The organism is Ectopseudomonas oleovorans (assembly GCF_003052605.1).
In the GTDB taxonomy this organism is placed as follows: domain Bacteria; phylum Pseudomonadota; class Gammaproteobacteria; order Pseudomonadales; family Pseudomonadaceae; genus Aquipseudomonas; species Aquipseudomonas oleovorans_A.
On sequence record NZ_QASO01000011.1, the window covers coordinates 23575 to 36166 of the forward strand.

12 protein-coding genes and 2 pseudogenes are annotated in these 12592 nt (G+C 62.5%); 13 read left to right on the forward strand and 1 reads right to left on the reverse strand.

Going from position 1 to position 12592, the window contains the following annotated elements; genetic code table 11:
• Positions 1-135, reverse strand: a pseudogene (locus DBO86_RS02020) (transposase); the annotation flags it as partial.
• 194 nt (positions 136-329) lie between these two features.
• On the opposite strand from DBO86_RS02020, the gene DBO86_RS02025 reads away from it, so the two are divergent.
• The 13 genes and pseudogenes from DBO86_RS02025 to DBO86_RS02085 all read left to right on the forward strand — a co-directional run.
• Positions 330-848, forward strand: a complete 519-nt coding sequence (locus DBO86_RS02025) for a ProQ/FinO family protein (RefSeq protein ID WP_108232853.1) — start codon at positions 330-332, stop codon at positions 846-848.
• A 100-nt stretch (positions 849-948) separates the two neighbouring features.
• The gene (locus DBO86_RS02030; protein ID WP_104727075.1) at positions 949-2070 is read left to right on the forward strand and encodes a sugar diacid recognition domain-containing protein; all 1122 of its coding nucleotides are present in this window, start codon (positions 949-951) and stop codon (positions 2068-2070) included.
• 159 nt (positions 2071-2229) lie between these two features.
• Positions 2230-3597, forward strand: a complete 1368-nt coding sequence (locus DBO86_RS02035) for a GntP family permease (protein WP_084341323.1) — start codon at positions 2230-2232, stop codon at positions 3595-3597.
• Between the two features lie 54 nt (positions 3598-3651).
• Positions 3652-4785: a glycerate kinase gene (locus DBO86_RS02040; RefSeq protein ID WP_017677797.1), complete on the forward strand. Its 1134-nt coding sequence runs from the start codon at positions 3652-3654 to the stop codon at positions 4783-4785.
• Positions 4786-4899: 114 nt separating this feature from the next.
• On the forward strand, positions 4900-5361 hold the full coding sequence (locus DBO86_RS02045; protein WP_017677796.1) for an outer membrane lipoprotein: 462 nt from the start codon (positions 4900-4902) through the stop codon (positions 5359-5361).
• Positions 5362-5721: 360 nt separating this feature from the next.
• Positions 5722-8514: a monovalent cation/H+ antiporter subunit A gene (locus tag DBO86_RS02050; RefSeq protein ID WP_108232854.1), complete on the forward strand. Its 2793-nt coding sequence runs from the start codon at positions 5722-5724 to the stop codon at positions 8512-8514.
• 1 nt (position 8515) lies between these two features.
• Positions 8516-8845, forward strand: a complete 330-nt coding sequence (locus DBO86_RS02055) for a Na+/H+ antiporter subunit C (RefSeq protein WP_084341320.1) — start codon at positions 8516-8518, stop codon at positions 8843-8845.
• Positions 8842-10353 (forward strand): monovalent cation/H+ antiporter subunit D, encoded by a 1512-nt coding sequence (locus tag DBO86_RS02060; protein WP_108232855.1) that lies wholly within the window; start codon positions 8842-8844, stop codon positions 10351-10353. Before DBO86_RS02055 ends, DBO86_RS02060 begins: the two co-directional genes overlap by 4 nt.
• On the forward strand, positions 10350-10847 hold the full coding sequence (locus DBO86_RS02065; RefSeq protein ID WP_108232856.1) for a Na+/H+ antiporter subunit E: 498 nt from the start codon (positions 10350-10352) through the stop codon (positions 10845-10847). The genes DBO86_RS02060 and DBO86_RS02065 overlap by 4 nt, the downstream gene beginning before the upstream one ends.
• Entirely contained in the window at positions 10832-11101 is a 270-nt protein-coding gene (locus tag DBO86_RS02070; protein ID WP_108232857.1) for a K+/H+ antiporter subunit F, read from the forward strand. Before DBO86_RS02065 ends, DBO86_RS02070 begins: the two co-directional genes overlap by 16 nt.
• A gap of 12 nt (positions 11102-11113) precedes the next feature.
• Positions 11114-11452, forward strand: coding sequence for a Na+/H+ antiporter subunit G (locus DBO86_RS02075; RefSeq protein WP_108232858.1), 339 nt, complete (start codon positions 11114-11116; stop codon positions 11450-11452).
• A gap of 98 nt (positions 11453-11550) precedes the next feature.
• Positions 11551-11715 (forward strand): hypothetical protein, encoded by a 165-nt coding sequence (locus DBO86_RS02080; protein WP_004423847.1) that lies wholly within the window; start codon positions 11551-11553, stop codon positions 11713-11715.
• 276 nt (positions 11716-11991) lie between these two features.
• Positions 11992-12333, forward strand: a pseudogene (locus tag DBO86_RS02085) (GNAT family N-acetyltransferase); the annotation flags it as partial.
• Positions 12334-12592: the final 259 nt, after the last annotated feature.

Below are 12592 nucleotides of genomic sequence, written 5' to 3' on the forward strand. Positions count from 1 at the left end.
TTCTGCCTCCGGGAGCTTGGCAATCAATGCGGGAGCCTGGGTGCAATCATTGATTTGACCCCCCGTAATTTCAAACTCGATGGGCAGTCCATGAGCATCAACTGCCAGGTGAATCTTGCTGGTATTTCGTAAGCGCTTCCAAGCCCTGATCGAGGTCCGCTAAACCTGCGCACCGGCCCACTTTTTTGCCGAAAGCGGCCCTCTACAAGTCCCTCAAACGTCTGTCCATCACCTGCAGCCAAGCACCCCAGCTATCAATAAGGCTGTACGAAACGAGCACATAAGATACCCTTGCGCCACGAACCAACCAGGACGCTGCGAACCGAACGATGGGTTTTGAACAATTAGCCGAGCTACGTGACCGCCTGCGCGCCGAGAAGCAGCAGGTCCAGCAGGTAAAGACCGAAAGCGCGAAGCCGCAAAAGCGCAAGCAACCGCCCAAAGCCAAGCCGCGCGAGCAGGATCCTACCGTCGAGGCGATCTGGCGGTTGCAGAAGCACTTCCCCTTGGCCTTCCCGGTCAATCCGGCGCCCAAGGTGCCGTTGAAAGAGGGCATTCTCAAGGACGCTGAGCAGCATCTGCAGTTGCTCGGCATCACCAGTGAGCAGCTCAAGGCAGGTATTGCCGCCTGGTGCCGCGGCGGTCGCTACTGGGCTGCCATGACGGAAAATGCACCGCGTCTGGATCTGCAAGGCCAGCCCGTTGGCGTGGTGACGGCGGCGCAGGCGCTGCATGCCAAGCAGCAGGCCAGGCGGCACCGTGCTGAAGCTCGGCGCAATCAGGCCAAGGCGAAAGCACCAGCGGACGACAAGGCCGCCGAGAGCGCTGTAGCGCCTGCTGCGGAGTAAATGCTGGCTACCTGAAGGTTTCGCCGGCGCTGCGAGGGATACTTCGTGAGGCGCCGCTGACACGCCTACAATGACGGCCTCATTCGCGAGGCCGTTTCTCATGCTCGAACTCGACTCCACCCTGGCGCAGCATATCGTCGACCGCGCCATGGCCATCCTGCCGCACAACATCAACGTGATGGATGCCCAGGGCATGATCATCGGCAGCGGCGACCCCAGCCGCCTCCACACCCGTCATGAAGGTGCACAGCTGGTGCTGGCCAACCGACGTGTGGTGGAAATCGATGCGCAGGCGGCGGCCTGCCTGCGTGGCGTCAAACCCGGTGTCAACCTGCCTTTGCTGCATGCCGAACGCCTGATTGGCGTGCTCGGTATCACCGGTGACCCCGAGATCGTGCGGCCCTATGCCGAGCTGGTGCGTATGGCTGCGGAGATGCTGGTCGAGCATCGCGTGTTGCAGGCCGAGCGGCATTGGCAGCGGCATCAGCAGGAGGCCTGGTTGCGACAGCTGCTCGACCCCATGCTGCGCCTGTCCAGTCTCGAGGTCGATGCCGAACGCCTGGGCCTGCAACTGACCTGGCCACGACAGATGTGCCTGCTGCAACTCGATGGAGAGGGCGATCCGCTGCCGCGTCAGGCGCGTCTGCTCGCCGCACTGGGGGGCAAGAGTGAACATCTGGTAGCGCCGCTCGGGCGTCATGAGCTGCTCTGGTGTCGGCCTTACAGCACCACGCGCGATGATCGCGCCTGGCTGCAACAGGCTGACGAACGCGAGTGGGGCGTGAGCTCGCTGGCGCTCAGCGATCCGCTGCATGACCTGACCGAGGTGCGCCAGGCCAGCCTGGTCCTGCGCGATCTTCAGGACTACGGTCAGGCGCGTTTTCCTGGTCGTCGTCTGCTGCGTCTGGACGAATTGCGTCTGCCGACGCTGCTCTATGCCCAGCGCCACAGTTGGTTGCTGCAGGGCTGGCTGGCGCCGTTGCGGCAGGTGCTGATGCAGGACCCACAAGGCACGCTAAGGGCGACGCTGGAAGCCTGGTGTGCGCATGACGGCCAGGTGCAAACCTGTGCGCAGGAGTTGGGCATTCATCGCAATACGTTGCGTTATAGGTTGGAACGCATCGGCGAGTTGAGCGGGCTCGACCTCAATCGCTTCGATCAGCGTCTGCAGCTGTCGCTGGGGCTTGGTCTGCTGGGGGTGGAAGACAACAAGGCGTCCTGAGCAATGTTGTGCGGCTGAACGAAATTACCACACCAGGCTTCCTGTCTTTTGGTGCTGGTGCACAGGGTCTGTTGCTCAGGGCTGAGCCACAATTGCCTGCCTGTCGGCATTCCCAGTCGGACATCGAGTCCGGTCATAACAACAACGAGGAGACTGGTCATGGGCCTGGTCCTGATCCTGGTGGCGCTCATCGCGTTCATCGTACTGTCCACTACACGTTTGAAACTTCATCCTTTTCTCGCCTTGCTAGGCGCCGCGATCATCGCCGGCTTCGCCTATCAACTTCCCGCTCCCGAGATTCTCAAGACCGTCGCTTCTGGCTTTGGTGGCATCCTCGGATACATCGGTATCGTCATCGCGCTGGGCACCATCATCGGTGTGATCCTCGAGCGTAGTGGTGCTGCCATCACCATGGCGGAAACCGTGATTCGCTTACTAGGCCAGCGGTTCCCGACGCTGACCATGTCGATCATCGGCTATCTGGTGTCGATTCCGGTGTTCTGCGATTCCGGCTACGTCATCCTCAACTCGCTGAAAAACGCCCTGGCCGCACGCATGAAGGTATCCGTGGTGGCCATGAGCGTGGCTCTGGCCACTGGTCTCTATGCCACCCACACCTTCGTGCCGCCGACCCCCGGCCCGATTGCCGCCGCCGGTAACCTCGGCCTTGAAAGCTCGCTGGGCCTGGTGATTGTCGTCGGCCTGTTTGTCTCCTTGGTCACTGCGTTGGCCGGTATGCTCTGGGCCAACCGCTTCCTCAAGCAGAACGACAAGGAGCTGTTGGAAGAGGCGCCGAGCGAGCTGCTCGACGATGCGGTCGATTTCGAGGCGCTCAAGGCCCGCTATGGCAAGCTTCCCAGTGCTTTCCAGGCCTTCGCGCCGATCTTCGTGCCCATCGTGCTGATCTGCCTAGGCTCGATTGCCGTGTTCCCTAGCAAGCCCTTTGGCGATGGCCTGCTGTTCGGTCTGCTGAATTTCTTCGGCCAGCCCATCGCGGCACTGTTGGTCGGCTTGGCGCTGGCTTGCACGTTGCTTAAGAGCAACGATAAGCGTCAGGAATTCCATGATTACGTCGCCGATGGGCTGGTGTCCGCCGCGCCGATCCTGCTGATCACCGGTGCTGGTGGCGCGTTCGGGGCGATCCTCAAGGTTACGCCGCTGGGTGATTACCTGGGTACGACCCTGTCGGCGCTGGGGATCGGCCTGTTCATGCCGTTCGTGGTGGCCGCTGCGCTGAAGAGTGCTCAGGGCTCTACCACGGTGGCACTGGTCACGACCTCGGCGCTGGTCGCACCGCTGCTCGGTCAGTTGGGGCTCGATAGCGAGATGGGGCGCGTGCTTACCGTAATGGCCATCGGTGCCGGTGCGATGACGGTGTCCCATGCCAACGATAGCTTTTTCTGGGTCGTGACCCAGTTCAGCCGTATGAAGGTCTCCACGGCCTACCGTGCGCAGACGGTCGCAACCCTGATCCAGGGGATCGCCGGCATCATCACCGTCTGGCTGCTCAGCCTGGTTCTGCTGTAATCCGCTTTATCGGCAGGCGGCTATGGTCGCCTGCCTTCTTTCGAGGTACCTATCATGAAAATCGTCATTGCTCCTGATTCCTTCAAGGAGAGCCTCAGCGCACCCGACGTGGCCGCTGCCATCGCCCGCGGTTGGCAGCAGGTGTTTCCCGAGGCCGAGTGTTTGCTGCGGCCCATGGCCGATGGCGGCGAGGGTACGGTCGATGCGTTGCTGGCTGCCGTCGGTGGCGAGCGCCGTGAGCGTGAGGTGCGTGGCCCCATGGGTGAGCCGGTCAAGGCGCATTGGGGCTGGCTGGGGCAGGGTACGGCGGTCATCGAGATGGCGGCTGCCAGCGGCCTGCACTGGGTGCCGCGTGAACAGCGCGATGCCCGTCTGGCCAGCAGCTTCGGCACTGGCGAGCTGATCCGTGAGGCGCTGGACGCCGGTGCTACGCGAATCATCCTGGGGTTGGGTGGCAGTGCCACCAATGACGCCGGTGTTGGCCTGTTACAGGCGCTGGGGATGCGTTTTCTCGATGCTCAGGGGCGGGAACTGGCGCCGGGCGGTGCGGCTTTGGCCGGTCTCGACCAGCTTGATCTGAGCGGGCTCGATGCACGTTTGCTCAAGGTGCAGATCGAGGTCGCCGCCGATGTCGACAATCCCTTGTGCGGGCCACGCGGCGCATCTGCGGTGTTCGGTCCGCAGAAGGGCGCGACGCCGGAGCATGTCGCGGAGCTGGATACGGCGCTCGGTCGCTTTGCCCGTATCGCAGCGGCGACGCTGGGCGAGGATCATGCCGAGTTTCCCGGTGTGGGCGCGGCGGGTGGTCTCGGTTTCGCTGCTCGTGCCTTCCTCAAGGCCAGTTTCCGTCCCGGTATCGCGCTGGTGGCCGAACTGTCCGGCCTCGCCGCGGCGGTGGAGAACGCGGATCTGGTGATTACAGGGGAGGGGCGCATGGATGCCCAGACCCTGCACGGCAAGACACCGGTCGGCGTAGCGCGCGTGGCGCGTGCGGCCGGGGTGCCGGTCATCGCCTTGTCCGGTAGCCTGGGCGACAACTATCAAGCGCTGTACGAGGCGGGTATCGAAGCTGCATTCAGCCTGGCGCCGGGCCCGTTGTCCCTGGAGCAGGCGATGGCCGGTGCGGCGGCTGAGTTGCAGGCGCGTACCGCGGATATCGCCCGGCTCTGGCGCCTTGCTCGCTCCTGATAGGGCGAACCTGGCTGAACTTGGTCTGTCTGAAATTACTATTGTTCAGGCTCCGCCGTGACAGTTACGCTCGCCCGGCGTCTAATGGATTGAGATACCTCTGGAGGAATTGCTATGCGTAAACCCACTCTGCTCATTACCTCGCTGGCCGCGATGCTGGCCCTCGGGGGCTGTCAGTCCAGCCTGACCGGCGATACCTACAGCCGCGATGAGGCCCGAGCGGTGCAAACAGTACGCATGGGCACCATCGAATCGCTGCGCCCGGTGAAGATCGAAGGGACCAAGACACCAATCGGTGCGGGTGCCGGCGCTGTGGTTGGCGGTATCGGTGGCAGTGGCCTCGGTGGCGGGCGCGGCAGTGCGGTCCTGGCTGTGGTCGGTGCCGTTGCCGGTGGTCTGTTGGGCGCCGCTGCTGAGGAAGGCCTGACCCGGACTCAGGGTGTTGAGATCACCGTGCGTGAGGACGACGGCACCATGCGCGCCTACGTCCAGGAAGTCGAGCCGAACCAGGTGTTCCGCGTCGGCGAGCGCGTGCGCATCATGACGGTCAACGGTACCAGTCGCGTTACCCACTGATCGTTACAAGCCAGCCGGAGCAGCTTTGGTTGCTCCGGCTTTTTGTTGCCTGTCATCCCAGGCGACAACTTGTCGGGCTTACGCAAAAGAAGCGCTCCCGGCAATTTTTTGTGGCCTCGCTATAGTGGTGGTCGGCTTTCAGCAGCACTTCCAGCCGCCTGCATGTTACCAAGTGTGTTTAACGATAATTCAATGCATGACGTTGTCTTGATAGTTATGGATAATCGGCCGTTATGCTTGTGCCGACAACAACTTAGCTGAACCGTTGTGGTGCATGAAATATCACCGTCAGGGAGTTGCGACTCCAATTCTCGTCGTTGGGTCAGTTGACCTGACGTGCCTGCTTAAGGGGTTTTTCCGATGGCGCTAGCGTTGATTGTCGCCTTGCCATTTCTTGGGTTGTTTCTGCCGGTGCTTGCCGATCGGCTTGGACGCTCGGCCTGTGCCGCGGCTGCGGCTATAGCGCCCATCGTGGCGCTGGTGCTGCTGTTCAGCTACCAGCCTGCGGTGTTCGCAGGTGAGGTGCTGCGGGTCAAACTGGAGTGGTTACCGCACCTGGGGCTGAATCTCAGTCTGCGCCTCGATGGCCTGGGCTTTCTGTTTGCCCTGCTGATTCTCGGCATCGGCCTACTGGTCATCCTCTACGCGCGCTATTACCTGGCCAAGACCGAGCCCATGGGGCGTTTCTTCGCCTTCCTGCTGCTGTTCATGGGCGCCATGCTCGGTGTGGTGCTGTCGGAAAATCTGCTGCTGATGCTGATGTTCTGGGAGCTGACCAGCCTGTCGTCGTTCCTGCTGATTGGCTTCTGGGGTTCGCGCTCCGATGCCCGCAAGGGCGCGCGCATGGCGCTGGCAATCACCGGTGGCGGTGGTCTGGCGCTGCTCGCCGGTATCCTGCTGATCGGCCACATCGCCGGTAGCTTCGAACTGTCTCAAGTGCTGGCCGCCGGCTACGCGATTCGCGCGCACGAGCTGTATCCGCTGGCGCTGGTGCTGGTACTGCTGGGCGTGTTCACCAAGTCGGCGCAATTCCCTTTCCATTTCTGGCTGCCGCACGCGATGGCGGCGCCAACACCGGTATCGGCCTATCTGCACTCGGCGACCATGGTCAAGGCCGGGGTCTTCCTGCTGGCGCGTCTGTATCCGGCGCTGGCCGGTTCCGAGTGGTGGTTCTACATCGTCAGCCTGACCGGCCTGGCCACCTTGCTGGTGGGCGCCGGCATGGCGCTGTTCCAGCATGACCTGAAGGGCCTGCTGGCGTATTCGACCATCAGCCACCTGGGGCTGATCACGTTGCTGTTCGGCCTGGATACCCAGCTAGCGGCTGTGGCGGCGGTGTTCCACATCATCAACCACGCGACCTTCAAGGCTTCGCTGTTCATGGCTGCCGGCATCATCGACCACGAAACCGGTAGCCGCGACATGCGGCGAATAAACGGCTTGTGGAAGTACATGCCGCATACGGCGGTGCTGGCGATGGTGGCGGCTTCGGCCATGGCTGGCGTGCCGCTGCTCAATGGCTTTTTGAGCAAGGAGATGTTCTTCACCGAAACCTTGCACCAGCACCTGCTGGGCGGTTTCAACTGGGTGATTCCGGCTGCCGCGACCCTGGCCGGGGTGTTCTCGGTGGCCTACTCGCTGCGTTTCATTCACGACGTGTTCTTCAATGGCGAGCCGATCGACTTGCCCAAATACCCGCCGCACGAGCCGCCGCGCTACATGAAGGTGCCGGTCGAGGTGCTGGTGTTCCTCTGCCTGCTGGTCGGCATCGTGCCAGCCTACACGGTAGCGCCGTTGTTGGCCGCCGCCGCCGCTTCGACCCTGGGTGGCGAGCTGCCTGAGTACAGCCTGGCCATCTGGCACGGCTTCAACCTGCCGCTGCTGATGAGTTTCGTTGCGCTGTTCGGTGGGATCATCGTCTACACCTGCCGCAAACCGCTGTTCCGCTGGTACGAGGGGCTGCCCAACCTGGATGCCAAGGATGCCTTCGATCAGGTGGTGCGTTACATGACGCGCCTGTCCGTGCGCATCACCGTGCTGCTGGAAAGCGGCTCGCAGCAGCGCTATCTGGCCTGGATGCTGGGCAGTGCCCTGACTCTGGTGATCATCGCGCTGTCGCCGCTCGAGCAGTTGGCCGGTAGCGTGCCGATGACCCCGCTCGATCCGATGACCGTCACCGGCATGCTGATTCTGATGGTCACCGCCGTACTCACCGTGGTCTTCCATCGTCGTCGCCTGGTGGCGCTGATGATCCTCAGCGCTGCCGGCCTGATGGTGGCATTGGCCTTTGCCCGTTTCTCGGCGCCGGATCTGGCGCTGACCCAGTTGTCGGTAGAGGTGGTGACCATCATTCTGCTGATTCTCACCCTGTACTTCATGACCGACCGTACCCCGGCGGAGTCGAGCAGCCTGCGTGGTCTGCGTGATCTGACCCTGGCGTTGGGCAGCGGCACCATGGTGGCGATGCTGACCTATGCGGTGCTGACCCGTCCCTATCAGAGCATTTCCTCGTTCTTCCTCGAGAACAGCGTCTCCGGCGGTGGTGGCACCAATGTGGTCAATGTGATCCTGGTGGACTTCCGTGGTTTCGATACCCTGGGTGAGATCACCGTTTTGGCGATTGCCGCCATCGGCATCTACGCGCTGCTGTATGGTTTGCACCTGCCACATCCGAGCCACGACAAGAACGGGCGGCCGTGGTCGACCGATGCGCACCCGATGATTCTCGATATGCTCTCGCGCGCCATGCTGCCGATGGCGTTGCTGGTATCGGCGTTCATCTTCCTGCGCGGGCACAACCTGCCAGGTGGCGGTTTCATCGCCGGCCTGATCACCTCGGTGGCGCTGATCCTGCAGTACATCTCCCACGGCGTAACCTGGACGCAGGAGCGTCTGAAGTTCAGCTATCACGCCACCGCCGGTTGGGGTGTGCTGATTGCCGGCCTGACCGGTCTGGGCAGCTGGGCCTTCGGCTCGCCGTTCCTGACCTCGGCCTTCGATCACTTCCATATTCCGCTGATCGGCGAAATCGAGCTGGCCACCGCCATCCTCTTCGATCTTGGGGTGTACCTGGCCGTTGTCGGCGCCACCCTGCTGATTCTTTCCAACCTCGGCCATGTCAGTCAGGACGAGTCGTGCAAGGAGGTCATCTGATATGGAGGCAGTATTCGCAATCACCCTCGGGGTGCTGACTGCCAGCGGCGTGTACCTACTGCTAAGGGCGCGCATTTTCCCGGTAGTGATGGGGCTGACCCTGATCTCCTATGCGGTCAACCTGTTCATCTTCTCCATGGGCCGGCTCGGCACGGGTGTGCCAGCGGTTATCGGCAAGAGCGCCGAGCACGGTGACCCGCTGCCACAGGCGCTGGTACTGACCGCGATCGTCATCGGCTTTGCCATGACGGCATTCGTCGTAGTGCTGGCGCTGCGTGGCCTGGGTGAGCTGAAAACCGATCACGTCGATGGCGAGGAGCCGCGCGCATGAGTCACGCCATCATCCTCCCGATTCTGCTGCCGCTGTTCTTCGGTGCGCTGCTGCTGGTCGGTCACAGCTGGTCACGCCAGGTCAAGCGGGGCATTTCCCTGGTCGGCTGCCTGGCGTTGCTGCCGGTGTGCCTGTACTTGGTGCTGTTGGCTGGTGCGGGGCAATTACAGGTTTATGCCCTGGGTAACTGGGCGCCGCCGTTCGGCATCATGCTGCTGCTCGACCGTTTCAACGCTGCGCTGCTGCTGCTGACTTCCGTGCTTGCCGGCTTCGCCCTGATCTATGCCTGTCGTGGCGACGATGAGCGTGGGCCGAACTTCCATGCGCTGTTCCAGTTTCAACTGCTGGGTATCAATGGTGCATTCCTGACCGCCGACCTGTTCAACCTGTTCGTGTTCTTCGAGATCCTGCTGATCTCGTCCTACGCGCTGCTGTTGCATGGCAACCGCGCCAGCCAGGTCAAGGCGGGCGTGCACTATGTGGTGCTCAACCTGCTGGGTTCGTCGTTCTTCCTGATCGGCGTCAGCCTGCTGTACGGCCTGACCGGAACCCTGAACATGCCGGACCTGGCTGCGCGGGTGGCCAGTGTCGATGTCGCCGACGCGCCGCTGCTCAAGGCGGCTGCCTATCTGCTGCTGATCGTCTTTGGCCTCAAGGCCGCCGTGTTGCCGCTGTGCTTCTGGCTGCCGCGTGCCTACGCCGCCGCGCCTGCTTCGGTGGCGGCGTTGTTTGCGATCATGACCAAGGTGGGCTTCTACGCCATCGTGCGTGTATTCACCCTGGTGTTCGGCGAACAGGCCGGGACGCTGGCCAATCTTGGTCATGAGCTGCTCTGGTGGCTGGCGCTTCTGACCATTGCCTTCGGTGTGATTGGCGCTCTAGGTGCACGTCAGCTGCAGGCGTTGCTGGCCTATCTGGTGGTGGTCTCGGTGGGCACCCTGATGGCCGGTTTCGCTATGGGCAGCCCGGCGGCGCTGAGCGCGGCGCTCTACTACATGCTGCACAGCACGCTGATCAGCGCTGCGCTGTTCTTGCTGGCAGGCCTGGTGGTTGCCCAGCGTGACAGCGCCGGCGGCGACCTGCAGCAGGAGCGCGTGCTGCGCCAGCCTCTGGTGCTGGGCTGCATGTTCTTCTTCGCGTCGATTTCCGTGGCCGGTCTGCCACCGTTCTCCGGGTTCCTCGGCAAGATGCTGCTGCTGCGCGCGGCGGAGCCAGGTTGGCAGGCCTGGAGCCTGTGGCCGGTGGTGCTGATCGGCGGGCTGTTGACGCTTGTGGCGCTGAGCCGCGCCGGGACCAGCCTGTTCTGGCTGGGCCATGGCGCCGATGCGGCACCTGCTAAAGCCGAACCGGCTGACCGCGTCAGCCTCCTGGCTGCGCTTGGCCTGTTGCTGGCCAGCCCGCTGCTGCTGATCGCTGCCAAGCCCATCCTGGCGTATCTGGAGGCTGCCGCGGCGCAGTTGCTCGATCTGCAACCCTACCTGTCGATCATCGCCGGAGGTGCGGCATGAGGCGTTTGTTCCCCCACCCGCGGATGATGCTGGTGCTGACGGTGCTTTGGCTGCTGCTGGTCAACACCCTCAACCTGGGGCATATCCTGCTCGGTTTGTTTCTGGGCTGGTCGATCGTGCACCTGTGCGGCGATTTCCTGCTGACCGTGCCGAAAGTACGCAAGCCCCTGGGGTTGCTGCTGTTCATCGGCAAGGTGTTCTACGACATCGTGGTGGCCAACCTGCAGGTGGTCCGGCTGGTGCTGGGGCCGAAGTCGCGCCTCAATCCGGCATTCGTCGAGGTGCCAGTCGAGATCGAGGATGAATTCCTCCTGTCGGTCCTGGCCTGCATCATTTCGCTGACGCCTGGGACGGTGTCCGCCGGACTCAGCTCCGATCACAAGACCCTGTTGCTGCACGGGCTCGACGTGCCGGATCACGACGAGCTGATCGCCGAGGTCAAGAGCCGTTACGAAACGCCGCTGCTGGAGATTTTCGAATGCTCGAAAACGTAGTCTTTCTGTGCATGGGCATCATCACGTTGGCCATGCTCCTCAACGTCGCTCGACTGGTCAAAGGCCCGAGCATCGTCGACCGCGTGCTGGCACTGGATACCCTGTACATCAACGCCTTGGCGCTGATCGTGCTGTTTGGTATCTGGCTGGCATCGGATCTGTTCTTCGAGGCCGCGCTGCTGATCGCGGTGATGGGCTTCGTCGGCACGGTCGCAGTGGGTAAGCACCTGCTGCACGGCGACATCATCGATTAAGGGAGAATGCCCATGCCATTCTGGCTGGAACTGTTGATTTGCGCCTGCCTGATTCTGGGTAGCCTGTTTGCCCTGGTCGGCGCCATTGGCCTGTATCGTCTGCCGGACTTCTTCACGCGTCTGCATGGGCCGACCAAGGCCACGACGCTGGGCGTCGGCGCTACGCTGATCGCTTCGATGCTGTTCTTCGCTCACCACACCGGCAACCTCAGCCTGCACGAACTGCTGATCACTCTGTTCCTGTTCCTGACTGCGCCGGTCAGTGCGCATATCCTGTCCAAGGCCGCGATGCAGCAGAAGGTCGAGTTGACCGAGCGCACCCATGGTCAGCCGTGGGACGATGATCACTGATCCACTGTCAGGCATTTCTCGCGCCTGGCTGTCACTGTCGTCAGGCAATTGCCCACTCTAGACTGCGCTCTTGAATCAAGCGACAGGGGCGTCAGGAAATGAGCGAGCTGGTCATGCGTCAAGCTTGTGTCGAGGATATCGAGGCGCTCTGCGCGTTGATTCTCGAGCATGGGCCCAACCCCTGGAATCATCTGCCCGAAGTCGAGGTTCGCCAGCACTTGCAAGGTATTGCAGCAAGTACGACGCTGGCGGTGTTGGCCTAGGGTCTGTTGCCGTTTCGCGCACGGCCGCGACGGAGCCAGTTTTTGCGTGGGGCTAGGCGCGAGAGGCGAAGTTTGGTCGCCCAAATGAGCCGTCGAGTAACGACGTACCACGCAAAAACTGGCCCGTCCCTTCGGGTTGCGCGGCAAATTGCGCCATGCGTCGTTGCGGGATTTGGCAAGGGAACGACCATTACCTGCATCCCGCGCCTCGCGTGGCGCAATTTGGCGCAGCAACGCGGCTCGCGTCGAAACGGCAACAGACCCTAGGAGCAGGGGCAACTGCTGGGTTTCGTCAGTTATCGCCTGACCCAGGATTTCGCCGCTTATCAACCTGCGGCGCGTACCAGTCAGGTGCATGGCTACATCTGCGAGGCGGTGGTGCATCGCGACTCTGTCGGCCGAGGATTGGGTGCGCGCCTTCTGCGCGAGGCCGTCACCGAACTGTGGCGGCTGGGCGTCAGCGATATCTATATCGATCGTCACGAAGAGAATGCGGCATCGGCAGGGATGATGCGCAAGGCTGGTGTCAGTGAGCTGCTGACCTATGCCGACCCGGCGCGTCGACCGAATGGTTCGCGGCGTTCGACCCTTTGCTGCCAGCGCCACGCGGATCTTTGATACTTCTACGGCTGCGCGCTATCGCGACTGACCGATATCCGTGGGTTAGGTGCCTGTCACCTATCCTGATGAGCCCGCACGGTCCATTGCGCCGTAACCCACCATTGGCGCAACGCAGGACTATCGCCTGGTGGGTTACGCGGCGCACTGCGATGGCGGTGATCGGACATTCTCAGGCTTGGCGCCGCTAACCCACCCTACCAGGATGCCCGAGATCCGTAGGGTGGGTTAGGCGCCTGTCAGCTATCTTGATGAGCCC